Source organism: Enterococcus sp. AZ167 (genome assembly GCF_051714025.1).
Taxonomy (GTDB): Bacteria; Bacillota; Bacilli; order Lactobacillales; family Enterococcaceae; genus Enterococcus_D; species Enterococcus_D casseliflavus.
Window position 1 is genome coordinate 684,415 of record NZ_JBIORB010000001.1, and the last position, 26,570, is coordinate 710,984.

The following is a 26,570-nucleotide window of genomic DNA, read 5'->3' on the forward strand; positions in this document are numbered from 1 at the left end:
AAAATGAAGAAATTTCCTAGAAAAAGGTTAAAATTTCAGAAAATAGCTTTCTTTCTATAAGGTCTAGGGTATCCTTATAGACAGAGAGCTATTTTTTAGTTGGAGGATCAGAAGCAATGAGCAGGATGGAAAAAAATAAAAAACTGCATGAACGGCTAGAAAAGGAATCCAGTCAGGCAGCCAAAGAAAGTATCTTTGCCCGCCGAGAAGCCAAAAGAAGAAACCAGCGCGTCAGACCGAGTGATTCTACTTCGTCTGCTGATGAGCCAGTAAGAGACATTTTGTCTCAAAACACCGAGCATCCTAGGGCAAGCGACCCTCGTGCGGCTCAAAGTTCCCGAGAACAGTCACAAGTAGGAATAAAAAAATCTGAGGGACGAAAAAGCGCAATCCCCCCGCTATCTGCTCAGGGACCTGCGATGCATCAAGGCCAGGAACAAAGCAAACAAAAACCGCAAAAGCTTAAGAAGAGCAAGCAACCCAAACAAAAGAAAAAGCGGAAGCACCCAGTTCTACGTATTGTGGTCCGGGTACTATTGGTGCTTTTTGCCTATTCATTGATTGCGTTTCTTGTCGGTCAGCAAGTCGCAAGAAGTGACGCTGCTTTTGCTACGACTGATGAAGAGACCTTTAATGGTACGGCCGCTACAAATGGTGCTCGTAATATATTGCTCATTGGTAGTGATAGTCGTGAAGGAGAAGCTGGACGCGCAGACACTATTATGGTTTTGCAATTAGATGGTCCCAGTAAGCAACCGAAGCTGCTTTCCTTTATGCGGGATACTTTAGTTACGATTCCCGGTTATGGCGAAAACAAGATCAATGCGGCTTATGCCTTTGGTGGTGCTGATTTAGTTAGACAAACGTTAGCGGAAAACTTCGGTTTAGAAACCAACTATTATGCAAAAGTCGACTTTCGTTCCTTTGAAAAAGTGATCGACACACTGTTTCCCTCAGGCGTTGCTATCAACGCGGAAAAAGATATGAGTAAAAATCTTGAAGTTGCCATCAAACAAGGGCAACAACAAATGAATGGGCTTGAGCTGTTGCAATACGCACGCTTTCGGATGGACGAAGAAGGGGACTTCGGTCGTGTAAGAAGACAGCAGCAAGTAATGGATGCGATCTTTAGCGAAATGAAAAATCCTTTAGCTATTTTAAAATTGCCTTATGCAGCAGGAAAAGTCTTAGGCTATGCTTCCACCAACCTACCAATGTCTTTCCTATTAAAAAATACCTTCTCGATTGCTCGAGGGGCGGGAGGCGTCGACAGCTTGACTGTCCCAGTCGCTGACTCTTGGCAATACGGTTCAAGTGCGAGTGCTGGAAGTGTGTTAGTCGTCAATCTTGAAACCAATCAACAAGCGATCAGGAATTTTCTTAATGAGTAAGCAGAATGAAAAGTTCTGAAAACCATTTGAAAGTAAGTAAATTTATGCTATATTATTAATGACGTTTGAAATTTGTTGAAACGAGGAAAAAGAATGAAATTAGCCGTTGTTACTGACAGTACAGCTTATCTGCCGGAACGGATCAAAAACCATGAAGATTTGTTTATCATACCGATCCCTGTTATTTTAGATGGAAAAGTCTACAATGAGGGTATCGACATTGAAGCTGATGAGTATTACGCTTTGCTGAAAAACAGCAAAGAATTCCCAACCACTTCTCAACCGGTATTAGGGGAAGTGTTAGCCTTATATGAGTCATTGAAAGATCGCGGTTACGACACGATCATTAGTATCCACTTATCAAGCGGGATCTCTGGATTTATCGGAACGCTTTATGGAATCACCGATGAAATCGAAGGCGTTCAAATCATTCCTTACGATTCGAAAATCACAAGTATGCCGATGGGTCACATGGTAGAAACCGCTCTTGATCTGTCAAGTCAAGGCAAAACCGTCGAAGAGATCATTTCCCATCTGGACACTATCAGAGACAATACCTATGCCTATTTGATCGTGGACGACTTGAATAACTTGGTTCGCGGCGGTCGCTTAACCAATGGGGCAGCCTTGATTGGCGGATTATTAAAAATCAAACCGATCTTGACCTTTGATCAAGGAAAAATTGTGCTTTACGAGCGCATTCGTTCCAGTAAAAAAGCATTCAATCGCGCAGAAGATATCATTGGTCAACGGGAGCAAGAAATCGCATTGCCTGTTAAATTTTATGTAATCCACGCCAACAATTTAGAAGTAGCGAAAGAAGAAAAAGCGAAGCTACAAGCGAAATACCCAAATGCAGAAATTGAGATTGGTCACTTCGGACCAGTTATCGGCACGCATTTAGGAGAAAAAGCCATTGGGATCGCTATTTCAGCGCAATAATTTTTATTTTTTCTATGTTTATCACGCCATTATCTTTTCAAGACGATGTATGTAAGAACCAGTTAGACGTTTGTCTAGCTGGTTCTTTTTTCTGCTTTTTTGAGATTCGCTTGTAATAAATCACACAAACTCGTACAATAAGATCAAAATGAAGGACTGACAAAGGAGGAATTGCTATGAAGTGTTCCTTAAGAAGGTGGCAAATGAGCGATGCGCAAGATTTAGCCCATGCGTTAAATAATCAAACCATCCACGATTATTTACGAGATGGGTTGCCATTCCCCTATACGGTCGCAGATGCACAAGCCTATATTCGATCTGTGGAGGAAGCAGAATTTGCCTTTGCGATCACTGTGGATGACCGAGCAGTCGGCAGTATCCGTGCTGTTCGCAAAGAAAATATCCATTATAGAACGGCTGAGATTGGCTACTCGATTGCACAAGAGTATTGGGGAAAAGGCTTGATGACCCAAGCCGTTCAGCAACTATGTGACTATGTATTTACTACATCAACTATCGTTCGTATTTCTGCTGAATCTTTTGCGAAGAATCATTCCTCTTGTCGTGTGTTGGAAAAGGCAGGTTTTACGTTAGAAGGCGTTTTGCGAAAGCATGCGGAGAAAAACCAGCAGCTGTTCGATATGAAGCTCTATGCGTTGGTTCGTCAAGAGAAAGAGGGGCAAGATGACCACAATCAAAAAGGAGAAACCTATGAATGAACTGCAAAAATTACCAAATGTAGGTCAGGTTTTAGCGGATCACCTGGTTCGTATCGGCATCAATACCCCTGAACAACTACGCACAAAAACGGCCGAAGAGGTTTTTCTCGCTATCCGCCACCAATGTGATACGGACGCTTGCTTGCATATGTTCTACGGCATTGAAGGGGCGATCCAAGGCATTCCTAAAGCACAGCTTACATATCAGAGAAAACAAGCGTTGCGCCTTTTTTTCAATCAATTGAGTTAGTGAAGTAATGCATCATAAAAAAGCATTTTTTAAGAGCGTTTGTTTTTAGATGCTTCTTATCAAGTGCTTTTTCTATAGACATCTGTCCCTAGCTACTAGAAAAGACCTTTTGCTTGTTCCAAACCAGCTTCCTCATTATACTTACTCTATCTAGTAAATTACTAATTTACTAAACAAGGAGTGAGAATAATGAAAATACCAGAAAACTTGAAACATAAGCCCGTCATTAAAGTTGAAGACTATGATACTGTTGACGGAAAAAATGCGTTACATACAGATGCAAAAGGCCTTTCCCTCGGATTAGCACAATGGAATGATCGCGGAAAAGTCGATATCTCAGGCAAGGTTTGGCGCCATACAGGTGAAAAATGGTCTCGTCAGTCAGAAGAACTACCCCTCACTAGAATCTTAGATCTAGCAATCTTAGTGGCGCAATCTAGTTTGTATTTTCAAGAGGCCTATCGCCATGAAAAGTTTTACGATCCTGAAAATCCGTTGATCGAGATCATTGGCTTGCAAGGAAATCGTATGACCGTTGAAGTAGACACCGAAAATCCTAAAATCGATGAAGACATTCTGCTTTTTTATGATTCCTTGCAAAAAGATGGCGAGCTATACGGCGAACGCTTCAAAATCCTAAAGCGGCTTTTAGATGAGCTAGGTTATTAAGAAAAGGAGCAGATTGCCATGACACAAAATCAACCGTCTTTTGTCGTAACGAAAGGACGCGCTTTTAGCAAATTAGAACAAACCATGATTTGGAAAAAACCACAAAGTCATCAGACCAGTGCTGAAGAACTACGAATTGCTTCAGAGATCGCGTTGAATTGGGCGGATCCAGAGATGAAGATCTTCAATGTGTTGCTGGAAGGCGATGCTGGGTCGGGTAAGACTCAGTTGGCAAAGGCACTTTCTGCCGACCTGCAACTGCCCTACACCAAAATCACCTGCTTTGCGGATATGGATAAGTCAGATGTATTTGGTGCTTTATTACCAGTGATCAACACCGACCAAGAAGAGGACAAGGACTTGCTGGATGCGATTTATCAAAGTGATTGTTTTGAAGATGTCTTGGCATTGATCCAGCGGCATTTTTCCTTGACTCGTGAGCGGGCACGGGCGAAATTTGCGGAACTGATCGAACGGATTGAAACCAGTGATCAGCAACCGACGATTCAATACAAATTTTATCCCTCCGAAATCGTACGGGCGCTGGAAAAAGGCTATTTGCTTGAGATTCAAGAACCAACGGTCATTCGTGATGCTTCGGTACTAGTGGCACTAAACTCGGCCCTTGAACAAAACGGGATGCTAAATATCCCGACTGGTTTTGTTCGACGACACCCTGACTGTGTGGTGATCATCACAACGAATCGGAATTACCAAGGCAACCGCCCCTTGAACGAATCCTTGCGAGATCGGATGCAGCATGCTGAAAAAATGGATTTACCTGAGCTAGCAGTCATGGTGCAGCGAGGCATTGCCAAAACCAGTTATCCGGACAAAACGACTGCAGAGAAAATGGCTGAAATCATCCGCTTACTAGACGTGACCGCCAAAGCCAACGCCATCAAAGGGGTGGCGGGCATGCGTTCTTATTTTTATTGGTTAAATGCAGTCAAACAAGGACAAGATCCCTTTACAGCAATTGATAGCAAAGTGCTCTACAAAATCACTACCGATCCAAATGAGCTTTCTCTGTTACAACAGGCGTTAGAAGCTTCAGGGTTATTGGCGCAATTGCGGCTTTTGTTTTCTGGACAACCGCTAAATGCCTTTAAAGAACAAATCAAAGGACGCAGAGTCAGCAGCGAAGAGGCTGACCAACGCAATGTAGTGGAAGAAGGCACGCCCATCCTAAAAAATGAGCAAGTCCTTGAGACCGCCAATCAAGAAACTGAGGCGGAAACGATGGAAACCAGTGATTCTGACAAACAAGAAGCGAAAAGCGCAGCAACTGAGGCGACGTTTTCAGAAGAACTAGAACGCAATAGTCATGATGGCCAAGCAAAAGCTGGGAGTGAGACACAAGAGGCAGCTCCTGCTTCTCATTCTTTGTCGATCGAAGCGTATGAAGCCCAGGAGAAAGAAAAGAAAACCACGGCATCAAAGGCAGCACGACAAGCATTGAAAGAATCGATCCATGCCAAAGAAGGGCTGATCGTTCATCGACCACCCGTCGATTTAGAAAAAGCGACTGAGGCCCAACAGCGTTTGCAGCCGTTGCTGCCGATCGTAGAGTCATTGATCAAGCAAACCCAAGAAGTATTGGAAAACGAACAAGCTTCGGCATACAGTAAAGGTAAGTACAGTGGTACACGCTTTGATGCCAGCAAGGTTGCGTATCAGGATTTCCGGACCTTTGACAAGAAGAATCCACCTCACGAACAGCCTTCCTTAGCTCTTGCTTTGCGCATCGATGAATCAGGTTCGATGATTCGAGAAGATCGGATATTGTATGCCCAACAGGCGGTCTTAGCGGTGAATGCTTTTGCCGAACGTTTATCTTTGCCATTGATGATCTATGGCGATACAGCGGACGTGACCGCTCGTGAAAAAACCTCGCTTTTTGCATACAAAGAATTTAATGAAGGCTTTGAATTTGTGCCAGAGAAACTCATGACAATGAAGCCTCGGCAAAATAACCGTGATGGAGCTGTCTTGCGCGTGCTAGCTGAAAAGCTCGCTCATCAGCCGGCAACCACTAAATTACTCTTGAATATCAGTGATGGCCAGCCAAAAGCTCTTCCTGATTATACAGGGGTAAAAGCCAAAGAAGATATTCAGCAGGTGATCGCTGACTATGAACGACAAGGGGTGCTGTTTCTTGCAGCTGCTATTGGGCAAGACAAAGAGGTGATCAAAGCGATTTATGGGGAAGAACGCTTTATTGATCTTTCCAATCTAACAGAATTTCCGCAGCGTTTGTTGCAGCTACTAACAAGGTATCTGTAAACGTCGATAGCGAAAGGGAAAGGGAAAAGAGTGTGGACTGCATGCCGCACTCTTTTTTTTGATCATAATTATATTATGTAAACAAGATGATATTTGTCTAAATTTGGATAGTTCTGTAAAATAGACGCCAAAAGGAGGGATATCATGAACAAATGGCGGTACTTCTACTATCCTTGCCAATTCGGCTGGCACGCAGCACTTCGTAGGCGCAATTTGCTGATGAGTGGTGTTTTGGCGATTCTTCTACTGATCATCGCCATCTTTGCAGAGCATTGGCTAGTGTTTTTTCATCAATGGCTACAATATGAAACAAATAGCAGTGAGAATCATATGGATCTCACGTATGCCAGTTGGCTTTTCTTTTTGCAGTTGCTACGCTTCGTACTAGGCGTTCTAACTGTAGGCTTGATCGCCACCTTTTTATGGCACTGCAATCACATGTATCGTTTTCATTTGATGGGGGAGGAGCAGCAATCTCTGAGTATTCGGTTGTTGTTAGGACAGTCTCCGTTGTTGGTCACCTTTGAAGAGCTTTTCTTTGTAGGCATTCAAAGCACTGTTATTAGTTTGATAGGGCTTGTCAGCGGTTTGTGGCTTAGTCAAAAAGCACTGCAGGATTTCTTCCATTTCTTTCATCTTCCCACAGGCTTTACTTTTGAATTTCCCATTAAAGGTCCATTAATCGCTCAACTTGGTGTGCTCTTGTTGCTTTTTTTGTTACGATTCCGCGGTACAAAGAGGACGGTTGAAGAGATTCTCGTTAACGGATGCCCGAATGGGTGAGGGGATGATAGGCTGCTTTTATTTCCCTCTTCCAAAATGCGAACGTATGTTTTATAATAGGTGAAACAAGACAAAGGTCGTGAATTTGTGAAGACATCCTTAACTTTAGAAATGGAAGAGGCACTTTATTATTATTGTCGTGAAAACAGTGATATTGTGGTAGAAGAGGTAGTCATGCCAGATGATCACGGCATCGTGGATACTTTGAGTTGTCGCTTGACGACTGAAAATACCTTTGAATGGCGTTGCTACGAACTCAAAGTTAGTTTGGCAGATTTTCGCTCAAAAGCAAAACTATCCTTTATTGGGAATTATAATTATTTTGTCTTACCTAAGGCATTGTATGAAAAAGTCAAAGATCAGATTGGACCTACAATTGGTGTTCTGGTCTATCATGCATTTCTTGAAAAAGAAACGGGCAGCAAAGGGTATTTCAGTGTCGAAAAGAAGCCCCAACGGCAAGAGCTGCAGGTTCCAGAAAATGCCTTATTGTTTCGGTTGATTTCGGCACAAGCGCGAGAAGTCGGCAAAGCAAAACAGACTGCTCGAGGATTGCGGGTATTTTCAACAGAACGTTTGTACCAAGAACTGAAGAAACGTCAGCCTGAGTATGACTTGTTCGGTGGTGGAGTCAATTACTATGATCGATTTATTGAAGATACTCAGCTGCAAGCGATCGAAGCTTTGAAAGAAGAATTGGCCGCTACGAGAGCAGCCTATGAAGCGCTGGAAAAACGTTTTTTATCAGGCGAGTAAGAAGGAGAGAAGAAGATGTACTTCCCGTATATTCGTGGCAAACAATTTGATTTATTGGCGTTGAAAGCATTGTTGGAACAAGATTGTTTGTCAGACGCGATCCAGCCGATCATTGAACCAGTCAAGCAATCAAAAACGTTTTGGACGACCATTGACCTGTTTCAAAGGAAGCAGCATCCTTTTTATCTGGTTCGCAATCCACAGGCGGGGGCTTTTCTGACGGCAGAGGGGTTAGCAGAGTTGCAAAATGTTACTGCCCCTAAAGCAATGATCGTAGATCGCCCCATTGAGACAGTGGAAGAAAAGCCTGATCTTTGGATCATCCATCAAGCGGACCAAGCACTCGCTAGTGATTGGCGGGAAAATACACTGCCGGTGCTGGTAAGCAAAGAGTTTCGTTTGTTAAATAAAATCAACGGCCCGAAACTACTGATGGAAGATCCGTTTACCCGTTTACCTAAAAATAGTTTTTATACAGAATGTCCGGAGGAAGGATTTTCAAAAACCCATCATCTTTATCATAAATTGGGCTATGCGGGATTTAGTGATTTTTCTGTCGATAGCAAAATTTATTATGAGCACAGTTATCCCTCAAAACGGTTGGTTTTGCATTGGATCTATCCGACAGCAGAGCAAGACTTGCGAATCGTTCACTTATTTTCTGAGGAAGAATTACCAAGTCAGAAAGAAAAGTTTTTCGAAGTCATGGAAGCTTTGTTGCAGCATGAGGAAGAGTATCCTACGCAAACAGCTGGGCTGCAGCTATTAGTTGCTGCCTATCAGCAAAGGTCGTTTCCTGGTATGGGCGTTATTCGGAAAGCTGCCGTTATGAATCACTTGGAACTCGTCAGTCGTCTTATTTAGTCGCTATACGCATACGATTGTAGGCTCTAACAAAATACTGCCATTTATTGTACAAAACACCTTGATTGCACCCATTGTTTTCAGGATAGTGATAAAATCAGGGAAAAGGAGTTGGCGCTCGTGGGAACAAAAGATAGAGAATATTATCGAAATGAAGGAAAAGAATTTGAAAAAAACAAGAAAAACCTGCTTATTCGACGTTTAAATCAACTAATCGTTGTCTTGGTCATTTTGATCATTGTCTTTTCGGCGATCCTGTATTACATAGTTTGAAACTTTCCGTAGCTGTCATTGCTTTATTGGCAGCAACAAAACGAAACTTGTACTTAGATGACTGTGCACCCTTGATTAGGACTCGCTATGGGAATCTGATCCGTTTAGGTGAAAACTGAACGCAACGAAACGTTTCTTGTTTATCGTTGCTGGTTTGCCTGTGATCAAGATTCCCATTAGGCTATTAGTTAGCACAAATTTGCTGGGTTAAGTACGAATCATTACTGATAAGATCGTGAACAACGATTACTTGACTGATTCATTGAGTTTGGTCAGCAGCTGCAAACAAAGCTTGAATTCAAAGATTCAAGAATCAACAAGATCAAATGCAGACAAAGGTACAGAGATAATTTGTCAGTTGATTCTCTTATCAATTGTAGAACAAACAAAAACAAAAACTATCGCTCAAATGACCATTTTTTTAGATTATGCTGCCAATTAGGTGAATTTGAAGGAAATAATCCTAAATAAGAGGGAGGAGAGCCGTAAAATTATCCGCTAAATACGGTGTTCGAAAAATTTTATAATTTAGTTTACATAATATATATTATACAAAGTTGTATTCGAAAAAGAGTTCGTGATATTTTAGACAGTTCAAGTCAATTTTGCATCATTTTACCTCCCTCCGAATGACTTTTATCAGGAAATTGTCACTAATTCATCTAAATTTCAACTAAAGCTAAGAATTTCTTATTTTACAAGTTTCTTCAGATTCTTTTTTATGATTTACTGATCAACAGATTGTTAACGGTCTTGTAGCAAGTTACATACGGATTCGTCTTTTTTATCTCAGCAAATACAGATTCAAACTATCAGCCTTGATTCACGAACCAATCGGTTTGATTGTATGCTATAATCATTTTGAAAATCTTTGAGCTTTTACCTAGAACTTTATTCATATAGCCAATCCGTTTCAAAATTCTGACACAAGTAGTTAGACGTTGCAAATGCCAACAAATATCTACTACATGATTCGATAAAAAAGAACCCTAAAATCATGTAGATAACTTAGGGTATTTCGTTATTTAATATAATTGTAATGTTCATAGGTCGCCATAAACGTCCATATTTTGCTAAAAAAGTCTGAATAAAGCGCCGTTGATCATTCCTTGGAATACTAGAACCATAATCGCTGATTGTTTATTATTGTCATTTTATCACCTCAACTCATTTTACCATTAATGAGTTGCAGACTACTGATTTGCCTAGTTTGCAGCTTGTTTTTTCCATTTGTGTAATTAACACCCGATAAAAGCAATTCCATCCGTATAAGCTGACAATTCTAAAAGGAGAATACAAATGAAAAAGAAGAAGCAATTAAAGCTAGTCTTTTTACCAAAAATCTGGGCGTCACTCCTCTACTTGCTTTTCGTGTTCACAGCCCTCTTCCTCTACTTATCAAAGTACTTGGACATTTCTTTCTTTACTTCGATGTATCCTGACTTTTATTTTCATATCTCCAATTTTTCGATTAGTTTGATTATTGGCTTACTGGGGTACTTTTGGCTTCTCGTAGGTGCGCCATTTAAAGCCGTCACGCTATTGCCCCTGCTCTTACTCATTGCCAATCTATTGAGCGAGACTGTCTTGGGCTTTATGAACACCCCTGATCGAATCGATTTACTTTTTGGGATTGCAGGAACGCTCGTCGCATATTTTACTTTGGCAATGATCAAAAGATACGGTTTAGTCAAGAATCAATCGGTTTGATTCAAACAGTCGTGACTTCTCCTTATATGATCCCTTTGCTACTTAGGTCCAACCCAATTTTTGGGAAAAGAAACATCTTGCTGCAGTGATTTAGCCGAAAAAAAGCACTCAATAAAGGGAGTGCTTTTTTTCGTTTCCATTGGCGATACTTTCGTATGACTAGTCACTTGGTAGCCAATACAATGGACTTAGCTGTAGATTTTCCCAATACGGGTTGTGAAACCCTATCAAATAGTGCATAGCTAAATACCCGAAAATCATAAAGCCAAATGACAAAGTCACGATCCGTCCCCACCGTGGTATTTCTTTGATAAATAGACCTAGCATACATATCAATAAGGGGAACGAATAATTAAACAGTAAATCACTTCTAATATTTTGGTTCCGAGGATCCTTCATTATTTTGTCATTTAAGCCCCAACTTATGCCGATGATCACAAACATAAGCGCCAGAATAGTCAATCGTTTGCGATCAAAAAGCCACTGTTCTTTATCTTTCCTACTTGCAAAGTAGATCGTAAGCAGGACCACAATTAATCCAGACATACTATTCTCCTTTTTCGCCAGCTATTTTCTAAAACGTTCATGATTCCTTCAGGATAAATTATAACATATATAGTATAAAAAAACGATACCCGCCACTATCCCCTTGTTTGATGCACTTTTTAGATGTTTCATAGAAGAATCAGAAATTTAAAAATCTGTTCGCTTTACAAAAGAGAACGTATGTTTGTATTATATAGATAAGAGGTGATTGCTATGGGTATGCTGCAACCATATGAAGATCGGAAAAAGCTAAAGTGGCAAGGATTCTTTTTATCTGAGCATACAACTGAAATTGAAGAAGAGCCGACACGCACGTTTGATTGTCCGCCTAAGCCGTCACTCACAACGGAAGAAATCAATCAATGCTTATTCGAAGCGATGAAAAAGAACGTAACTGTGGCGATCCAACGAGAAGAAGTCAATGAAGAAGGCGGCTATCCCCCAGATATTGTCGGAAAAATCAGCGGATACGACACATTGGGCATTTATTTGACGGGAGAAACCATAGAAAAAATCCATTATGATGAGATTCGTCATGTTGCTTTTTATGAAGAGAAAAAATGGTTTGATCTCAACGAATGATCCGCTTTTTACTACTTACTAAAGGAGGAATACCTGATGCAAACACAAAAAGGCGCTGTCTCAAAAATAAGGATCGTCTCCTTTGCCCCCTCCCCTTTGGTCCGCTTTACACTAGGCACCACCAACTGTTTGATTGCGAAGCACAGTTTGAATTTTTTAGGGGATGTTGATGAGGGCATGTTTCTAACTGTGGGTGGCTATTGGAATAAGCGCCACCAATTCGTGGTGCAAAAGTATACGGTGTACGGCAAAACAAAAATCATGTTGGATATCGATGCTTATCGACAAAAAACAGTAAAGGCGGGTTCACTATGAGAGCAAGAGACCTCTTGACAGCACTGACAACGTCGTCGAGTGCAGCAGATTACCAAGGAATTTATTTAACTTACAAAGAAAACCTGATTCCTTTTACGACGATCGCACAAGATAGTCATAACCAATTGATTTTATTTTTCGAACCCAAAAAGCCTGCTCTGACTCTGAAAGAATTATATACACAGCTAATGCTGCATAAGAATTTGGACTTGCTCTATTGGGATGGCGAGTCACGACAAAAGGTATTGGGGTTTCGTGAACAAGAAGAAAAAATCATCCTTTAGTCCCCTCGCCTATTTTGGCACACAACAAACGTTGAAAATCTCGGCAAAAAGAAAAAAATGAAGTATACTTTGTGTAAAGACTAAAGGAGTTTATCATGAAAAATCAAAAGATTACCCAAATGAGTTTTGCGAAAGTCTATCCTCTGTATATTGCCAAAGCAGAACGGAAAAATCGGACAAAAGAAGAAGTAGATCAGATTATTACCTGGCTGACTGGGTATGACCAAGAAACACTCCAACAGATGGCTGATGATGTTTCTTTTGGACGCTTTTTTAAGCAAGCCCCTCAGCTCAATCCTGCACGAAAACAGATTACTGGTGTGATTTGCGGGATTCGGGTAGAAGAGATCGAAGAGCCAATAGTTCAAGAAATTCGTTACCTAGATAAACTGATCGATGAATTGGCGAAAGGAAAAGCCATGACGAAAATTCTGCGCTCTGCTGAATGAGGCGTTTTTTTCGAGTTGCTATTTAAGAATCAACGCTTTATACTAGAAATACCTTGGCAGGGGCAAATCATTGCTCAAAACACAGTGGGACAACACCCCGCTGTGTTTTTTTATCCTGCTTTTCTTGACGACAGCTTGTAACCAGGCAGGCGATCTTAGTTTAGTTCAACCACTTAGCATGTAGTGCCCTTTGAAATTGGCCGCCTTTTCATGAAAACACAAGAACATTGGCTGCGGCTCTCCTCTTCTTTACTCAACAAGGCGCTCTTGACACGTACAAAAAAGCACTCCTCTTATAGAAAGGAGTGCTAACTATTACTTTTTCATTTCTTTGATCTGTTCTTTTCGTTTCAAATACGCCAGCTCTTTTTCCATTTTGCGATAGCGAGCGAAGGCTGCTTCTGAAAGCTCACCGGCAGCAATAGCTGCTTTTACCGCACATTTCGGTTCTGTTTCATGCTGACAGTCTCTGAAGAAACAACCTTCAGCATATTGATTGATCGCTTCAAAGGATTGCTCGATCGAAGCTGACCGAACGGTACTGATGCCAACTTCCCGCATGCCAGGAGTATCGATGATCATTGCGCCAGAGGGCAGTGTGAACAACTGGCGACTCGTCGTCGTGTGTCGTCCTCGACTATCCTCTCGTATGTCATTGGTTTTTTGAACGGCTTGTTCCATGAGCTGATTTAATAAGCTGGACTTCCCGACGCCTGACGAACCGATAAATGCACTGATTTTTCCGTCTGAAAAGTAGGCTTCTGCCAGCAATTCGTTCGGTTCATAAATAGAAGTAGCGAATGCTTTCACACCAAAAGCATCGTTTAATGCTTGCAGCAGCTCTGCTTTTTCATCAGCTGTGACTTGATCGGCTTTGGTCAAGAGAATCACTGGGTTAGCGCCACTGTCCCAAGCGATCGTGACAAAGCGCTCTAACCGAGCGAAATTAAATTCTTCATTGGCATTAGTAGCAATAAAAACCGTGTCGATGTTCGCAGCGATCCCTTGTTCATCCGTCCGATTTCCGGCTACTTTTCGTTGTAAAAAACTCTTTCGTGGGAGCAAAGCATCAATCAAGAAATGATCTTGATCATACACCTGCCCTTGGACAAAATCACCAACAATAGGATAATCCTTTGGCGCTCGTGCCTGTTGACGAAATTTTCCTGAAACGGTTGCTAAACATTCTTCTCCTGTAGTCAGGCGGACTTTTGCGATATCCTTAGCCTGAAAAACCACGATTCCTTGTTTTTCCATGATTTCCCTCCAGTTAATTAGGAGGCCGCACTTAAAAAGAGAAACCTCCGAGTTGATGTTGCTTCATTTGATTTGTCATAGGACATTTCCCCTTTCTATGTTGTGCTCATCATGTGATGTCGCTTTATTATACCACTGGAACGGACAGTATGCTAAAGCAAATGACCCAAAAGAACATTTACTGAAACGAAGTAGATAAACAAGCCAGCAATATCTTTGATCGAGGTGATGATCGGTGCCGAGCCGGCTGCTTGGTCGATGTTTAGTTTAATAAGTACAAACGGGACTAAAAAGCCAAGTGCTGCGGCTAAAGTCATAGCAAAAACTAATGAAATCCCAACAGCGACCCCTAACATCGGGATCCCTTGCCAAAGTGAAGCAGCGGTTCCTGAGATGATCCCGACGATCAAGCCTAGACTCAAACCGATCCAAACTTCTTTAAAGAAATGTCTGGTGAAGGTTGAAAGATCAATATGCCCTAACGACATCCCCCGAACAAATACAGTAGAGGATTGTGTACCAACGTTTCCACCCATATCCATGATCAAAGGAATAAAAATCGCAACGGCTGCCACCGACTCTAACGTTTGTTCAAATTCATCAATGACGACCCAGCTAAAAGTCCAGCCACTAAAGTGATCACTAAGAATGGCAAGCGGACTTTCCAGATTTGCCACAGGCTGCCATTGATCAAAACATTACTACGGTCTGCTTCGTTGGAGGCGACATCGACCAAACCAGCGGCATTAAACATGTCTTCCGTTGTTTCCAACTCGATGACATCGATCGCGTCATCGACGGTAATGATCCCAACGATTCTTGATTCCTTGTCTACGACTGGCAGCGCAATGATATCTAGTTCATTTAGCAAACGGGCTGCTTCTTCTTGGTCGGTGTCAGTGGTCACATAAATAACTTTTTGGGACATGATCTCACTGATGCGTTGATCCCCTTGTGCCATTAAGAGATCTTTCAGCGACAAAACACCTTCTAACGTTTTCGTTTGATCAGTAACATAAAGCGTATAGATTGTTTCTTTTTCTTTGGCTTGCATTCGCACTTTTTCCAATGCTTGATTGACTGTCATATCTTTTTTCAATGTAATGAATTCCGGTGTCATCAAGCGACCCGCAGTTTCAGCTTCATACCCTAGTAAGAGGTTTGTTGCAGCTCGTTCATCAGGCGCCAACGATTGTAAAAGTTTTTGTGTTACGGTCGCTGGCAACTCATCTAAAAGCCGTACACGAACATCTGGCGCCATCTCATTCACAAATTCGGTTGCTCGTTCATCGGTGAAAGAGCGTAATAAGTGTTGTTGGGTAGCTGGTGTCAAATCTTCAAACAGGATAAGGGCTTTGTCTTTCGGTAACAGTCGGAAAACGATCACTTTTTCATCCGCGGATAAGTTGCTGAATAATTGTAATAGCGGCAGCTCTTCCATTCCTGATACGAGTTCTTTTAACTTTTCAGAGTCTTTCTTATTTAAATAATGTAAGATGGTTTCTTGCTGGTTCATGGGATACACTCCTTCTCCTATAATTTTGGTCAAAGAAAGAAAGGCAATCGTTCAGAAAATTGTCCAGTATTCTTTCGTTTGAACGTTGTCTGCTAGACAGCTGAAAGTTTGTTCCGCAGCTGGAGATGACTGTTATTAAAACAAGCATCAAAGGGATAGAGCAGCAACTTTATTCATTATATCACATAGTTTTTTTAAAATATGAAAAATATCACTCGCAAACGAAAAATTCTTTTAAAGGACGTCGCTTGTAAAGAAAATTGACTGAAGTTTATCAAGAACAAAAGGCAAAAGAAGCTAGCAGACGCTGTAAAACATCCCCCGCAAATGGTATGATAAACTAGTTGTGATTTTTTTACTCACCGTTTATTCTAAACCTATATCAATGAAAAGAGAGGCAATAAAGAGATGGCAAAGAAAAAAACATTGATTGGATCGGTCACTGCGCTTCTCGCACTCGCAGCAGTTGGCTTTGGTTTCCTACAAAACAATGACCTATTTCCAAAGCAGGAAACGCAACAATCAGAGGTAAGCACCCCTTCTGCTAAAGATATTCGCGCAGACGAATTGGCACAGCTAACCTACCAAGGCACCCAAACAATTGAAGTCAATCAAAACATCCCTGAGTTTTCAGAAGACGACCTTTCACTTGAAAATGGTGCCTGGGAAGCATACGGCGACCTTGACCACCTCAATCGAGCGACTTCGGCTGAAGCAATGTTGAATCAATCCTTAATGCCTACGGAAAAACGTGGCGATATCTCCAGCGTGAAACCGACAGGCTGGCGTAATAAACAGCTCCCCAATGGGAAATATTTATATAATCGGACGCATTTGATTGGGTTTGCTTTAGCTGGCGAAAATGCAAACTGGAAGAATTTGATCACGGGAACTAGTCAATTGAACAATCCAGAGATGTTGCGCTTAGAAATGGATATCAACTACTATCTCAAGCAAGACAAAAACCATTATGTTCGATATTCTGTCACTCCAATCTATCGTGATGACGAGCTGGTTGCCCGTGGGGTACAGATGCAAGCCCAATCTATTGGCGACGATACGATCCAATTCAACTATTATATCTTCAACATCCAAGATAGCGTCACGATCAACTATGCGGATGGCAGCAGCGAGATTTCAAACGAAGATATGACGCAACAGGAGAATGCTACAAGTAGTGAGAACAACACGACAACAGCCACTTCTCAAAACAGTGAAACAGAGGAGAAACAGAAAGAATATGTCGATCAACAAGGAAATGGTTTGATCAAAGGATCAAGAAGCGGCATCTATCATTTACCAGGATCTAAATACTATGATGATACGACGAATCCGAAAGAATGGTTCAAAACGATCGCTGAAGCGGAAGCCGCTGGCTACCGTGCACCAAAATAAAAAAGCCTAGAGGCTTTTTTATTTTGGTGTTAAGTTATTCTTCATTGCCATGCGTTAGTTTTTCGTCTGCTAAAAGTGCTTGTCGCAACGCTTTGACATAGGCCTTCCCTTCGTCTGTAAAACGAACCGAACGTGACTTAAAGCGATAAGCTCGGTAAATTAGGCCTCTTTTTTCGAGACGCAGCAAATGACGATAAACCAAAGAGGTCGTTTTTATTTCTTCATTGGCACAGATTTCTCGTATGGTAGGTGCGCAACCTTGAGCTTGCATATATTCGTCAATGAAAAGTAAGATTCGATCTTTTCTAGGCATAAGTCCTCCTTTCCGCAAAACAGTCTTCACTGCTGCAAATTCGTAAAAACCGATAAACTGCTACCTGGTCTGCTTTTTGTCCGATCAATACACTGAAAATCTATTGATCTGTCTCTTTTCCCCTTCTTCCAACGAGTAAAAGATCTTTTTATACGCTGAAATTTTCCCCTTAACGAGAAAAGCATCGGCTAGCAGCGCTCTTTGGTATTGATTTTATCAAATTTAGCAGCAAAATATAGCAAATTTCAAAATTATTTTCCTTTTTATTGACATAAAAATAAATAGAGCTATTATTTTTTCTTAGAATTTGTTATTCTAAATTTAAGTAAAGGAGGATTTTATGTTAGGGATCGGTTTATTTTTTGTAGGAATTACTTTGATAATCAACGGCTGGGGCAGCTTACTTCACATTGACTACCGCTCACTTGCTTTGATCAATCTTTTTACAGGTACGTTATCTTTTATTATCAATCTAATCTATATGCTTCAAGGCGCTTATTATGAAGCAGGCACTGGCTTTCTCTTTGCCTTCACGTATTTGTTGGTAGGGATCATTTACCTTTTTGATTTAGATCTACGTATTTATGGGATTTTCGCACTATTCGTAGCCATCAATACCTTACCTTTTGCTTGGGTCTCTTGGCAATGGGAGCAAGATCCCCTCTTTGCATTGATTTGGTTAGCATGGGGAGCGTTATGGTTTTGCGGCTTTTTGGATACGATCGTGAAGGTAAACTTTGGTCGTAAGATTCATTATTTTGCGATCGCTTGTGGTATCTTCACTACGTGGGTCCCAGGCTTGCTGATGCTAGTAGATCTCTATTAAAAAAGAGTGATTATCTCAATGATAATCGCTCTTTTTTAATAGGAAAATTTAGAAAAATTGTTTTTTTCTAAAAAGTGTTCAATCTCCTGCATCGCTTTCTGAGGACCATTTGTCGGGAAATCCTTCTTTAACTGATAGGCTTGTTGGCAAATCTTCGGAGCTCCAACCTCAGTCAGGGCAGCTTCCAGCTTTTTCTCAGTTAATGGTTTTGTCAGCGCGATTGCATTGCCATACGCCACGCAGTACTGCATATTGCAGCATTGCTCATAGTGCATCCCAATTCCGATAAACGGCTTCCCAGATGCACAAGCTGTTTGAACAGTCCCTTCCCCACCATGGATAAAAGAAAAATCGATATGCTCATGCAATAGATGACTTGGCAGATATTCGGTCAAGAACAGATTCTCTGAGTCGTTGTGTTTCCCCTTGAGTAGATGTGTAACCGGAGCAATGATCGCTAGTTCCGAACGGTTTCGCAAGAAAGCTAAGATTTTTCGCACCATGCGCGGATTCCCCGAACTGCCCATCGCAAAATAAACGATTCGTTTTCTTTCCCGCCGCTTTTGTTGAATAAAAGTCAACACTTCGTCTGGTAAAGAAGACCCGAGCTTCGCAAAAATCGGCCCAACGATTTGATAATTTTCTGGCAGCTGCTCTTTCGTTAAAAATAAATCAGGAGTGGTGATGAGATTTAAATCAGCGTCCATCATTCGTAAGCTCGTTTCAGGCATAAAAAGTTTTTCTGTTTGAGCAGCGTGTTTGAATGCTCGGGGCATCCAGCGGGATTTTACCAATTGTTTTCTTATCCAATACCAAAGTGGTTTCCTTAGCGGTCCGAAGAAACGCAAACTAGAAGGGATAAATGCGCTATCTGATCGAAAAAAGGGATCGCTCATCGCATAGGGTTTTACGTAGACTAAGGGAATCTGTTTGCTGCGAGCAGATAGAAAGATCGTGACATTCGATCCAGTTACAATGACCTGAGGAGCAAGTTTATCGATCAGCTTTTGTTCGCTCAGAATACGCGCGACAACCATCTCTTTGGTGAAGGGATTTTTTATTGAGCGTAGTTGATCTAATTTTATGATCTGTTCCTCTTGTTTTTCTGTCAGATTCGGCGTCAGCAAATGGTACGTAAAGCCACTTTCAGTGATAAGTGAAGCAAAGGTTTTTGAAAAACCAAAGAACTCGCAGTGGTGATTTCCTTGCATTTGTTTAGCGACTTCGATCATCCTTGTCGTTTCAGCCAAGTTGAATACCGCAGGCGCAAAAAGAATCGTTGGCATGAAATCCTCCTTATGTATCGAGTCCATCCACTCGTTTCTTTCAAGTATTCTAAAAGTAGGCACATGTAGGAGAAGTTTTTTTGCAGATCTTCTCGTTCATCTTTTTACATTATTTAATTAAAAATTTGCTATAATAAAGAGAACCTTTCAAGGAGTAAACCAATGCGAAAAAAAATATCTTCCTTGCGGCTTAGTACATTATCAAGCGGGCTCATTCTCTTTGCTTTCTTTTTCTTGATTCAACAATTTTGGGAAATGGTTGTTTCTGACTTTGCACTTTTGCCTTCGCTGGCATTCATCCAAATTCTCTTGATGATCCTTTCAACCTTTCTCATTAGCAAGTTTGTTAAAAAACGCTCGTGGCGGCAAGTGCTTTTTGGCAGCTACCTATTCATCATCGGCTCGCTATTTTCTTTCTGGCTAGCAAATAATCCATTGGAGCTGCAAGCAGTCATTCTTTATATGATAGGCGCTTTTTTTGGCGGCATTCTTTTGGAATATTTGGCCCAGCGCTTGGCAACAGATCTTCTGGCCAAAGAACATGAACCTCGTTAACAGAGGTTTTTTTCTTTTTCTGATAGAAAAGGCAAACATTCTTCGTATATAGTGTGAAGGGGTGAAGAAGGTGCAGGATGAAGAAATCATTGAACGAATCAAAAAGAAAGACTATGCCGGCTTAGAAGAACTGTTAGCTGTTTATGGTGATAGCATGCTGAGGACGATTCATAGTGTCCTCTCCCAACCGCATGAAGTGAGCGAGCGCCAAGATGTAGCGAACGAAGTTTTTTACGAGGTTTGGCAAAAGATTGCTGCGTACCAACCAGAAAGAAGCCGCTTGATTACTTGGCTGCTTTTGATCAGTCGTAGTCGTGCGATTGACCACAAGCGGAAATTGAACAAGCGCTCACTGGAAGAAAAACCTGTTGATGAGCAGGAACTAGCTATTGAAGAATCACCTTTGACAAAGGAAACCTTTTTGGGCTTTATTGAAGACCTTGAAGCCCTCGATCAAAGGATTTTTCTGCTCTACTATTTTTACCAAGAGTCACCCGAAACCATCGCAGAGCAGACGGACTTAAATGTCTCAGCGATCTACAATCGTCTTTCCCGTGGCCGCAAACGCTTAAAAGAAAGGATGACTATCGATGGATTTTAAACAGTTAGTCTTAAATGAAAACAATTCACTGACAAAAATATCTGAACAAGTAAAAGCAACAACTTTCGAGCTGTCCAAACAATATGTTTTCTTGCAAGATCTATTAGAGGAGCTTCAGACGCTTTTAGCAAAAGACGAAACGATTCTTGGCTATCTGCCTTTGACGCCAGATGGAAACCTCGCCTTCGCCAATCAAGGACTTGGCGCCTATGCCTATGCAAAAACCGAGAAAGCAAAAGCATACCGGGACATCTTTCATGATACCCGCGGCAATCGTTTGTTAGTTTTCACAGAAACCCGCATGCTTTTTCTGGTCATCATCGACTATTTAGAAAGTAACACCTATTTCAGTTACCCCTATGAGACCATCAAGGCGTTCACGATCAAGCCAAGAAAGCTGATGAAGCACGAATCACCAGAGGATAAAGAACAATTCCATTGGGGCTATTTCGACTTTCAGGCAGGGACGCACATTTTCTCAGAAGTACTGACGAAAAAAGACTACGAATTATTTACGTCCTATCATGAATCGATCCCTGCACTCAAGAAAATTCCGATTCAAAACAAAGTTTACCGAGCAGCGAAATATCAGTATTTCCTGAGTAATTGGCATTTCAGTTTTCGCTTGATGACCGCTTTCAACCTGCTTTTTCTGCTGCTGTTTGTATTAATGATTCTCGGATTTTTCTTACACATTGGTCCACTAAAAGGATTTTATTATAAGGATCTGTTGGACATAGGTATGGTCATTTCCCTTTTTTATAGTAAGAACATCTTGCCATAAAAAAGGACTGCTGCTCCTTCCTAGGCATTTCTTTTATATCAATTGAATAAAGCACCAGATTTTCTAAAAAAGAGTACCCCTTGCAGGATTCAAGTCAAAATGAATGCTGCAAGAGGTATTTTTTGTCTCGGACTATTGGGATATTCCTAACCGTTCGTTTTTTCATTTCCTTTTGAAATTCTCAGATTTCTTGTGAACTTTTCAGAAGACTCCACTCATAATTTCATACATGCCTAATGGGATTATTTTTTCCTTCACGCTTGCTTTTTAGGAAGAAACGTTATGATGATTTTACTTGCTAGGAGGTGTGAAAAATCGAACTTATCGGACATTTGGTCTTTTGGATCCCGTTTTGTCTTTTTCTAGTGATTGGATCGTTTTTCATACAATGGCGGAAACGTTTCGTTTCAACCCTTATTGCAGCGATCCCGTTTCTCTTTTTTATGGTAAAAATATTCAATTATCGGCACTATGAGCCAGATTCTGTTTTCATCATCTATTTGGTCGGACTCTTCTTGTCAGCGATCTTACTGATTGCAGCTGTCCGCCGACTGTCAAAAAAAGCCTAAACCTAGGGTTACTAGAAAACAAAGACATTGCCTAAATGAAACCCAGCCTAACTTTAAGGTTCATTTAAGGTTCACGGACTATAGTCAATACGGACATAATAATTTAGAGCCTGTGCTAGCGGAAACTAGCGCAGGCTTGTTTGATTATTTATAGAAAATAGGACAAATCGCTAGCAGGTGTTGGGTAGGCAAAAATCATTTGGGCCAGCGCTTCTTTCGATAGCTGATTCTCCAACACAAAAACGAAGTGGTTGATCAACTCATCGGCCAATGCAGAAACAATCGTGACCGCAACGATGGTATCAGATGTGTCATAAACCAATTTGATTTTTGCATCTTGATCATTGATTCGTCGATAGGTATACCAAGAAGAAAGATCCATCACCTCGCTATGATACTCTGAGGCATTATCGGCAATCTCTTGCTCACTGATCCCGATTCTTGCTAGTTTTTCCGCACCAAAAACCAGCGTAGGGATCAGCGGATAGCGGATGGGTGTTTTCTGGTCATCTATATGATCGACAAGATAGGCGGCTTCAAAGCTGGCAACAGGCGTCAGTTTGGGCTGCTTTTTCGCTACCACATCCCCAATTGCATAGATGTTTCTTTGACTAGTCTGCAAAAACTCATTTACTACGATCCCTTGTTTTGACGTTTCTACCCCTGCCTTTTCCAGTTGCAGCTGATCGCTATTGGGTCTGCGTCCCGTGGCACCAATCACTGCTTCTACGGTGAGAGACAATGCTTGTGTCTGGATCGTATAGTGGTTTTGTTCTTTCGTGATTCGCCGCGTGTTCTGATTAAAGTGGAACGAAACGCCTTGGTCCTGCATTGAACGAACCATTTCTGCGGTCAATTCAGCATCAAATCCTTTTAGCGGCTGGTCATTATGATGGATCACATGAACTTCAGCACCTGCTGCTTGAGCGATCATAGCCAATTCGAAGGTAATATACCCAGCACCTATGAAAGCAATCGTTGCTGGCATCTTTTCAAAGGAAAGAAAATCAGTACTGCTTTGTAAATGCTCCTTGCCGACGATGGGCAGTACGGCTGGACGCTGTCCTGTCGCAATAATTATTTTTTCTGCTTGAATCTCTTCTGCGTCCACGACGACCGTATGGGCATCACGAAAAGCGGCTTGTCCGTAGTAAGTAGTGATCCCTTCTGCTATTAACCCTTGTTTGGTTGACTCTGGCACCCGATCGGTATACGAGCGCTTAAACGCCATCAGTGCCGGCCAATCAATGGCTACCTGCCCTTGAACACCATTGCCTTGCATACGTTTCGCCTCTGTTTTGACTTCTACGCCTCGCATCAGTAGTTTTTTTGGATCGCACCCGCGATTGGGGCAAGTGCCACCCCATAAATCGGCTTCAACGATCGCCACTGTCTTACCTTTGGCTTTTAACCCATAGGCAGCAGCCGTTCCAGCTGGACCCGCTCCGATAATCAGTACATCCACCTTTTTCATCTGTCTCCTCCTTCTCCTAAAAAAATATTCCTGCGCTTTCTGTTCCCTTCAAGTATAGCGAATCACGGCCAGTCGACAAAACAATTCGCCTTTAGCGGCTCCTGCGAAAGATCACATTCAGCCCTTGAAGTTGCATTTGATGTGGTATACTTTTCTTGTCAGTTTAACGACAAAGGAGAATGAATGACTGTGAGTTTTAAACGTTTTTTTCAGCTCTTTCTTTTTTATTTTCTCTCGATTCTGGTGGCATATGGGCTGATTGCATTTCTAGCAGTAGATAACTTTTGGCTGGTAGTCTGTTTGATGACGATTGTCGGCTACCTCACCTTGGGTATCCCACTAACCTTATTGAGTTTAAAGAAGAAAAAATAAGACAACAGACAAAGACTCCAGCAACTTTTCTAAGAAGCTGGTGTCTTTCCTCATTGATGCGATTATCCTAATACGATCTGGGCATCTGCCAATGCTTTTTCCACGACTTCCATCACCAGCTTGCTATGGGCAAGACGTTCCTTGACAAAGGCCTGATCATTTTCGTGAATGGCTTGTGCAAAACGGACAAATTCTTCAAACATACGATGTCCGTGAACGCTGCGATCCTGATGGCTTTTTGCCCCATGGACCGGTTCAACGTCATAGCTGGCAAGCATATTCGTCGGCCCATTGACGATGATCGATCCTTTCGTCCCTTGGATCGTTGAACGAATCGTCGCTGTCGAATCTTTGGTGCCGATACAAACGACTTTTGTTTGTTCATAGTCTAAAAACAGCATGCCAGAAGTATCGATCCCCTGTTCGACATTAGCAAAATAGCGGACACTTTTTGGTTTTCCTAAAAGCCCGACGACAAAATGAATATTATAGATATTGATATCCATCAATGCCCCACCACCCATTTTCGGGTTAAATGCAGGTAAAACGGTTCCCTCTTTGAATAAATCATAACGAGAAGAATACTGCGAATAGTTGCATTCAATCACTTTCAGCTCTCCCAATGTTTCAAGCTGCGCTTTTATTCCTTGATAGTTGGCTAAGTACTGATTTGTGATGGCTTCGATCAAAAGCACCTTGTGGGCAGCAGCCAATTCTGCTAATTCTACTAATTCTCGTGTCTGCAACGTAAATGGCTTTTCACAAATGACGTGTTTGCCAGCGAGGATTGCTTCTTTGGCAAAGGAATAATGCAAATGATTGGGCAGTGCGACATACACGGTGTCAACGGATGGATCCGCCAAACATGCCCCTAACTCTGTGTAGACGGTTTGAATCTTGTATTGCTGTTTTAAGTGATTCATTTTTTCTAAATCATTTTCTGTCCCAAAAATAGCGGACAGTTCAAGTTGTGGGACATCCCCTGCCACCGTTAAAAAATCATGGACGATCATGCCTGCCCCTAAAATCGCTAAGTTCATCTTGCTTCCCCTTTTCTATCTTCTTAAATCATTTGTTTCAATACTTCGGTGATCACTTTATGATCCTCTAAATGAGCCAAACCTGACACACAGATAGCACCAGTGACTTTTCTGTCTTCGATAATTGGAAAACCACCACCACAAATTGCATAATGTTCGTCTTGTGCCCATTTAGCAAATTGTATATCTCTATCTTTTTGCGCATAGACGTACAGTGAACTATGCCCGCTTTCTAGTACCGTTCGTTCTTTTCTTTCAAGCCAAGGGCTCTCTTTTCGCCCTGCCATTAAAAATCGAATGATCGGCAAGCCCTGATGAACAACTTTGATCCCTACCGGCTTCGGATAGTTCCTTTTAACGTACTGATCGATGGCAATAACCAACCGCAATGCGAGGTCATTGTCAAAATGAGCAAACTGCAGCTGCTGTTCTTCTTGCAGGATTTCTGAAGGTTCGATTCGGATCTACTCCTTTACGTTGAGTCAGTTGATGCCTTCAGGCGCTTTGTTTGTCAAAAGCCCCATAATCACCCTGCATTATGACTCAGTAATCACTTGATTGATGCCTGTTTCTAGCATTTCGATTTGTAAAATCGTTCCTTCGTCTTTCACGATTTTCTCTTTGCCATGGATGATCGTTTCATAGACGCCCTCATACACACGGCTATAATCACCAATTTCAGAGATGACTTTTTCTTCATGGTAGTTCCCGTTAGCATCCATATAAGTTAGTGTGCCATAGTGCTCTGGCAAATCGATCCCAAAATCGGCATGATCTGGGAGATAAAACTGTTTTAGATGCTCTTCTTGTCGATCCTTGGTTTGTTTTACAAAAACGCCGTTTTCGCCATAAACGACAAAACTAGGCCGCTCTTTTAATCGGAAGTAACTAGATTTGACTGAGACTTTCATTCGACCATAAAACAGATCCAAATCGAAGTAATCATTCATGCGATTTTTTCCAAGCAATTGCCGAACCTCATAATGGACATCGTCTGGCTGTCCAAAATAGGAGATCACTTGGTCCAGTGTATGACAAGCGTGTCCGTACAAGTAGCTAGTATTCAATGAAAATTCGGTCACTGACCGTGGAATCTCTGGACGAAAATAATCATAATGCATCTCTACTTCTAAGAGATCTCCGAGCACGCCGCTTTCGATCACTTTTTGCGTGGTCAAAAAATCGGAATCAAAGCGGCGATTTTGATAGCATTGCACAAACAAGCCTTTCTCTTGCGCCAGTGCGAACAATTCCTTTGCTTGTGCCGAAGTTTCCGTAAAAGGTTTTTCGATCAAGACATTTTTCCCATGGAGCAAGACATCCTTGCCTAATTCATAATGCAAATGACTGGGGGTCGTGACCACAACTAATTGAATTTCAGGATCACGGTAGATATCCTCTAAGTCAGAGGTGTAATGAACGCCTTCTAGTGTTGGCCAGGTCAGCTTGCCGCTTGGTGAATAGATCGTCTTTACTTTGATCTTATCCTGTAGCTTGGTTGAAAAAGGCAGATGGTAGCGATTGGTGCTTTTTCCGTTTCCGAGATATGCGATAGTTAACATTGTGACGCCTCCTATGAATTGATAGCTTGATTATTGCTGATATCCTTCGAAATGAGAAGTCTTTTGCCAAAAACAGGTTCTTTTGACCAGACTTTTTCGCACACTGCTCAGTGGTTCTGAACATTTTTACCAAATTGCCAAAAAGGTACAGTTTTTGCTTTTGGTTTTCTTTGTCCTAGGCTATGATTAGAAAGAGGTGGT

At 41.6% G+C, this 26,570-nt stretch carries 30 protein-coding genes and 1 pseudogene; 22 read left to right on the top strand and 9 right to left on the bottom strand.

Annotation, left to right across the window (positions count from 1 at the left end):
- Positions 1 to 116 precede the first annotated feature (116 nt).
- The 11 genes from IGJ05_RS03210 (at position 117) to IGJ05_RS03260 (ending at position 10,643) form a co-directional block, all read left to right on the top strand.
- Positions 117 to 1,391, top strand: a complete 1,275-nt coding sequence (locus IGJ05_RS03210) for an LCP family protein (RefSeq protein ID WP_010748354.1) — start codon at positions 117 to 119, stop codon at positions 1,389 to 1,391.
- A gap of 93 nt (positions 1,392 to 1,484) precedes the next feature.
- Positions 1,485 to 2,333 (top strand): DegV family protein, encoded by an 849-nt coding sequence (locus IGJ05_RS03215; protein WP_005235946.1) that lies wholly within the window; start codon positions 1,485 to 1,487, stop codon positions 2,331 to 2,333.
- 176 nt (positions 2,334 to 2,509) lie between these two features.
- The gene (locus IGJ05_RS03220; RefSeq protein ID WP_010748353.1) at positions 2,510 to 3,052 is read left to right on the top strand and encodes a GNAT family N-acetyltransferase; all 543 of its coding nucleotides are present in this window, start codon (positions 2,510 to 2,512) and stop codon (positions 3,050 to 3,052) included.
- A complete protein-coding gene (locus tag IGJ05_RS03225; protein ID WP_010748352.1) occupies positions 3,045 to 3,302 on the top strand; it encodes a TfoX/Sxy family protein in 258 nt (85 codons plus the stop codon). Before IGJ05_RS03220 ends, IGJ05_RS03225 begins: the two co-directional genes overlap by 8 nt.
- Positions 3,303 to 3,491: 189 nt before the next feature.
- The gene (locus tag IGJ05_RS03230) at positions 3,492 to 3,971 is read left to right on the top strand and encodes a DUF6530 family protein (RefSeq protein ID WP_005235941.1); all 480 of its coding nucleotides are present in this window, start codon (positions 3,492 to 3,494) and stop codon (positions 3,969 to 3,971) included.
- 18 nt (positions 3,972 to 3,989) lie between these two features.
- The gene (locus tag IGJ05_RS03235) at positions 3,990 to 6,257 is read left to right on the top strand and encodes an AAA family ATPase (RefSeq protein WP_231472683.1); all 2,268 of its coding nucleotides are present in this window, start codon (positions 3,990 to 3,992) and stop codon (positions 6,255 to 6,257) included.
- 144 nt (positions 6,258 to 6,401) lie between these two features.
- A complete protein-coding gene (locus IGJ05_RS03240; protein WP_231472682.1) occupies positions 6,402 to 7,040 on the top strand; it encodes a hypothetical protein in 639 nt (212 codons plus the stop codon).
- A gap of 87 nt (positions 7,041 to 7,127) precedes the next feature.
- The gene (locus tag IGJ05_RS03245) at positions 7,128 to 7,796 is read left to right on the top strand and encodes a hypothetical protein (protein ID WP_015509702.1); all 669 of its coding nucleotides are present in this window, start codon (positions 7,128 to 7,130) and stop codon (positions 7,794 to 7,796) included.
- A 15-nt stretch (positions 7,797 to 7,811) separates the two neighbouring features.
- A complete protein-coding gene (locus IGJ05_RS03250) occupies positions 7,812 to 8,660 on the top strand; it encodes a sce7725 family protein (protein WP_010748348.1) in 849 nt (282 codons plus the stop codon).
- Positions 8,661 to 8,780: 120 nt separating this feature from the next.
- Positions 8,781 to 8,933, top strand: coding sequence for a hypothetical protein (locus tag IGJ05_RS03255; RefSeq protein ID WP_010748347.1), 153 nt, complete (start codon positions 8,781 to 8,783; stop codon positions 8,931 to 8,933).
- Between the two features lie 1,299 nt (positions 8,934 to 10,232).
- On the top strand, positions 10,233 to 10,643 hold the full coding sequence (locus tag IGJ05_RS03260) for a hypothetical protein (protein ID WP_081116307.1): 411 nt from the start codon (positions 10,233 to 10,235) through the stop codon (positions 10,641 to 10,643).
- A 159-nt stretch (positions 10,644 to 10,802) separates the two neighbouring features.
- Here IGJ05_RS03260 and IGJ05_RS03265 read toward each other — a convergent pair whose 3' ends face one another.
- A complete protein-coding gene (locus IGJ05_RS03265) occupies positions 10,803 to 11,189 on the bottom strand; it encodes a hypothetical protein (protein ID WP_081116306.1) in 387 nt (128 codons plus the stop codon).
- A gap of 213 nt (positions 11,190 to 11,402) precedes the next feature.
- Here IGJ05_RS03265 and IGJ05_RS03270 point away from each other — a divergent pair, with 213 nt between their 5' ends.
- The 4 genes from IGJ05_RS03270 (at position 11,403) to IGJ05_RS03285 (ending at position 12,819) form a co-directional block, all read left to right on the top strand.
- Positions 11,403 to 11,771, top strand: a complete 369-nt coding sequence (locus tag IGJ05_RS03270) for a hypothetical protein (RefSeq protein WP_034868585.1) — start codon at positions 11,403 to 11,405, stop codon at positions 11,769 to 11,771.
- 36 nt (positions 11,772 to 11,807) lie between these two features.
- Positions 11,808 to 12,086, top strand: coding sequence for a hypothetical protein (locus IGJ05_RS03275; protein ID WP_010748343.1), 279 nt, complete (start codon positions 11,808 to 11,810; stop codon positions 12,084 to 12,086).
- The gene (locus IGJ05_RS03280) at positions 12,083 to 12,370 is read left to right on the top strand and encodes a hypothetical protein (RefSeq protein ID WP_005226077.1); all 288 of its coding nucleotides are present in this window, start codon (positions 12,083 to 12,085) and stop codon (positions 12,368 to 12,370) included. Before IGJ05_RS03275 ends, IGJ05_RS03280 begins: the two co-directional genes overlap by 4 nt.
- 95 nt (positions 12,371 to 12,465) lie before the next feature.
- Entirely contained in the window at positions 12,466 to 12,819 is a 354-nt protein-coding gene (locus IGJ05_RS03285) for a DUF2200 domain-containing protein (protein WP_081116305.1), read from the top strand.
- A gap of 315 nt (positions 12,820 to 13,134) precedes the next feature.
- Here IGJ05_RS03285 and rsgA read toward each other — a convergent pair whose 3' ends face one another.
- Positions 13,135 to 14,076, bottom strand: a complete 942-nt coding sequence (gene rsgA / locus IGJ05_RS03290) for a ribosome small subunit-dependent GTPase A (RefSeq protein WP_438725020.1) — start codon at positions 14,074 to 14,076, stop codon at positions 13,135 to 13,137.
- A 152-nt stretch (positions 14,077 to 14,228) separates the two neighbouring features.
- Positions 14,229 to 15,592 (bottom strand): annotated as a pseudogene (gene mgtE / locus IGJ05_RS03295) (magnesium transporter).
- A 408-nt stretch (positions 15,593 to 16,000) separates the two neighbouring features.
- On the opposite strand from mgtE, the gene IGJ05_RS03300 reads away from it, so the two are divergent.
- Entirely contained in the window at positions 16,001 to 16,987 is a 987-nt protein-coding gene (locus IGJ05_RS03300; protein ID WP_074933894.1) for a DNA/RNA non-specific endonuclease, read from the top strand.
- Between the two features lie 34 nt (positions 16,988 to 17,021).
- Here IGJ05_RS03300 and IGJ05_RS03305 read toward each other — a convergent pair whose 3' ends face one another.
- Positions 17,022 to 17,300, bottom strand: a complete 279-nt coding sequence (locus IGJ05_RS03305) for a LexA family protein (protein ID WP_225000835.1) — start codon at positions 17,298 to 17,300, stop codon at positions 17,022 to 17,024.
- 340 nt (positions 17,301 to 17,640) lie between these two features.
- Between IGJ05_RS03305 and IGJ05_RS03310 the strand changes: the two genes are divergently transcribed.
- Positions 17,641 to 18,126: an AmiS/UreI family transporter gene (locus tag IGJ05_RS03310; RefSeq protein WP_231472681.1), complete on the top strand. Its 486-nt coding sequence runs from the start codon at positions 17,641 to 17,643 to the stop codon at positions 18,124 to 18,126.
- A gap of 35 nt (positions 18,127 to 18,161) precedes the next feature.
- On the opposite strand, the gene IGJ05_RS03315 is transcribed toward IGJ05_RS03310, so the two are convergent.
- A complete protein-coding gene (locus IGJ05_RS03315; protein WP_081117176.1) occupies positions 18,162 to 19,412 on the bottom strand; it encodes a glycosyltransferase in 1,251 nt (416 codons plus the stop codon).
- Positions 19,413 to 19,574: 162 nt separating this feature from the next.
- Between IGJ05_RS03315 and IGJ05_RS03320 the strand changes: the two genes are divergently transcribed.
- The 4 genes from IGJ05_RS03320 (at position 19,575) to IGJ05_RS03335 (ending at position 21,827) form a co-directional block, all read left to right on the top strand.
- A complete protein-coding gene (locus tag IGJ05_RS03320; RefSeq protein ID WP_081117175.1) occupies positions 19,575 to 19,967 on the top strand; it encodes a hypothetical protein in 393 nt (130 codons plus the stop codon).
- A 61-nt stretch (positions 19,968 to 20,028) separates the two neighbouring features.
- Positions 20,029 to 20,568, top strand: a complete 540-nt coding sequence (locus IGJ05_RS03325) for a sigma-70 family RNA polymerase sigma factor (RefSeq protein WP_051095336.1) — start codon at positions 20,029 to 20,031, stop codon at positions 20,566 to 20,568.
- Complete coding sequence (locus tag IGJ05_RS03330; RefSeq protein WP_438725023.1) at positions 20,558 to 21,352, top strand: hypothetical protein; 795 nt, start codon at positions 20,558 to 20,560, stop codon at positions 21,350 to 21,352. Before IGJ05_RS03325 ends, IGJ05_RS03330 begins: the two co-directional genes overlap by 11 nt.
- Positions 21,353 to 21,659: 307 nt before the next feature.
- The gene (locus tag IGJ05_RS03335) at positions 21,660 to 21,827 is read left to right on the top strand and encodes a hypothetical protein (protein WP_005235914.1); all 168 of its coding nucleotides are present in this window, start codon (positions 21,660 to 21,662) and stop codon (positions 21,825 to 21,827) included.
- A 242-nt stretch (positions 21,828 to 22,069) separates the two neighbouring features.
- Here IGJ05_RS03335 and IGJ05_RS03340 read toward each other — a convergent pair whose 3' ends face one another.
- Complete coding sequence (locus tag IGJ05_RS03340) at positions 22,070 to 23,395, bottom strand: dihydrolipoyl dehydrogenase family protein (RefSeq protein WP_317719828.1); 1,326 nt, start codon at positions 23,393 to 23,395, stop codon at positions 22,070 to 22,072.
- Between the two features lie 183 nt (positions 23,396 to 23,578).
- On the opposite strand from IGJ05_RS03340, the gene IGJ05_RS03345 reads away from it, so the two are divergent.
- A complete protein-coding gene (locus tag IGJ05_RS03345) occupies positions 23,579 to 23,767 on the top strand; it encodes a hypothetical protein (protein ID WP_005226063.1) in 189 nt (62 codons plus the stop codon).
- A 62-nt stretch (positions 23,768 to 23,829) separates the two neighbouring features.
- Here the strand turns inward: IGJ05_RS03345 and IGJ05_RS03350 are convergent, their stop codons facing one another.
- The 3 genes from IGJ05_RS03350 to IGJ05_RS03360 all read right to left on the bottom strand — a co-directional run bounded on the left by IGJ05_RS03350 (position 23,830) and on the right by IGJ05_RS03360 (position 26,369).
- Positions 23,830 to 24,807 carry a Gfo/Idh/MocA family protein gene (locus tag IGJ05_RS03350; RefSeq protein ID WP_081117171.1) on the bottom strand — a complete coding sequence of 326 codons (978 nt, stop codon included), beginning with the start codon at positions 24,805 to 24,807 and terminating at the stop codon, positions 23,830 to 23,832.
- Positions 24,808 to 24,830: 23 nt separating this feature from the next.
- Entirely contained in the window at positions 24,831 to 25,271 is a 441-nt protein-coding gene (locus tag IGJ05_RS03355; RefSeq protein ID WP_311948300.1) for a heme-binding protein, read from the bottom strand.
- 72 nt (positions 25,272 to 25,343) lie between these two features.
- Positions 25,344 to 26,369 (bottom strand): Gfo/Idh/MocA family oxidoreductase, encoded by a 1,026-nt coding sequence (locus IGJ05_RS03360; RefSeq protein WP_438725025.1) that lies wholly within the window; start codon positions 26,367 to 26,369, stop codon positions 25,344 to 25,346.
- Positions 26,370 to 26,570 lie beyond the last annotated feature (201 nt).

Bases quoted from the DNA above. Each gene is read 5' to 3' on its own strand.
- IGJ05_RS03235 (WP_231472683.1), top strand. From the start codon at position 3,990: ATGACACAAAATCAACCGTCTTTTGTCGTAACGAAAGGACGCGCTTTT.
- IGJ05_RS03305 (WP_225000835.1), bottom strand. From the start codon at position 17,300: ATGCCTAGAAAAGATCGAATCTTACTTTTCATTGACGAATATATGCAA.
- IGJ05_RS03265 (WP_081116306.1), bottom strand. From the start codon at position 11,189: ATGTCTGGATTAATTGTGGTCCTGCTTACGATCTACTTTGCAAGTAGG.
- IGJ05_RS03225 (WP_010748352.1), top strand. From the start codon at position 3,045: ATGAATGAACTGCAAAAATTACCAAATGTAGGTCAGGTTTTAGCGGAT.
- IGJ05_RS03250 (WP_010748348.1), top strand. From the start codon at position 7,812: ATGTACTTCCCGTATATTCGTGGCAAACAATTTGATTTATTGGCGTTG.
- IGJ05_RS03300 (WP_074933894.1), top strand. From the start codon at position 16,001: ATGGCAAAGAAAAAAACATTGATTGGATCGGTCACTGCGCTTCTCGCA.
- IGJ05_RS03270 (WP_034868585.1), top strand. From the start codon at position 11,403: ATGGGTATGCTGCAACCATATGAAGATCGGAAAAAGCTAAAGTGGCAA.
- IGJ05_RS03345 (WP_005226063.1), top strand. From the start codon at position 23,579: ATGACTGTGAGTTTTAAACGTTTTTTTCAGCTCTTTCTTTTTTATTTT.
- IGJ05_RS03260 (WP_081116307.1), top strand. From the start codon at position 10,233: ATGAAAAAGAAGAAGCAATTAAAGCTAGTCTTTTTACCAAAAATCTGG.
- IGJ05_RS03280 (WP_005226077.1), top strand. From the start codon at position 12,083: ATGAGAGCAAGAGACCTCTTGACAGCACTGACAACGTCGTCGAGTGCA.
- IGJ05_RS03230 (WP_005235941.1), top strand. From the start codon at position 3,492: ATGAAAATACCAGAAAACTTGAAACATAAGCCCGTCATTAAAGTTGAA.
- IGJ05_RS03215 (WP_005235946.1), top strand. From the start codon at position 1,485: ATGAAATTAGCCGTTGTTACTGACAGTACAGCTTATCTGCCGGAACGG.
- IGJ05_RS03275 (WP_010748343.1), top strand. From the start codon at position 11,808: ATGCAAACACAAAAAGGCGCTGTCTCAAAAATAAGGATCGTCTCCTTT.
- IGJ05_RS03240 (WP_231472682.1), top strand. From the start codon at position 6,402: ATGAACAAATGGCGGTACTTCTACTATCCTTGCCAATTCGGCTGGCAC.
- IGJ05_RS03315 (WP_081117176.1), bottom strand. From the start codon at position 19,412: ATGCCAACGATTCTTTTTGCGCCTGCGGTATTCAACTTGGCTGAAACG.
- IGJ05_RS03310 (WP_231472681.1), top strand. From the start codon at position 17,641: ATGTTAGGGATCGGTTTATTTTTTGTAGGAATTACTTTGATAATCAAC.
- IGJ05_RS03330 (WP_438725023.1), top strand. From the start codon at position 20,558: ATGGATTTTAAACAGTTAGTCTTAAATGAAAACAATTCACTGACAAAA.
- IGJ05_RS03360 (WP_438725025.1), bottom strand. From the start codon at position 26,369: ATGTTAACTATCGCATATCTCGGAAACGGAAAAAGCACCAATCGCTAC.
- IGJ05_RS03210 (WP_010748354.1), top strand. From the start codon at position 117: ATGAGCAGGATGGAAAAAAATAAAAAACTGCATGAACGGCTAGAAAAG.
- IGJ05_RS03220 (WP_010748353.1), top strand. From the start codon at position 2,510: ATGAAGTGTTCCTTAAGAAGGTGGCAAATGAGCGATGCGCAAGATTTA.
- IGJ05_RS03350 (WP_081117171.1), bottom strand. From the start codon at position 24,807: ATGAACTTAGCGATTTTAGGGGCAGGCATGATCGTCCATGATTTTTTA.
- IGJ05_RS03320 (WP_081117175.1), top strand. From the start codon at position 19,575: ATGCGAAAAAAAATATCTTCCTTGCGGCTTAGTACATTATCAAGCGGG.
- rsgA (WP_438725020.1), bottom strand. From the start codon at position 14,076: ATGGAAAAACAAGGAATCGTGGTTTTTCAGGCTAAGGATATCGCAAAA.
- IGJ05_RS03285 (WP_081116305.1), top strand. From the start codon at position 12,466: ATGAAAAATCAAAAGATTACCCAAATGAGTTTTGCGAAAGTCTATCCT.
- IGJ05_RS03340 (WP_317719828.1), bottom strand. From the start codon at position 23,395: ATGAAAAAGGTGGATGTACTGATTATCGGAGCGGGTCCAGCTGGAACG.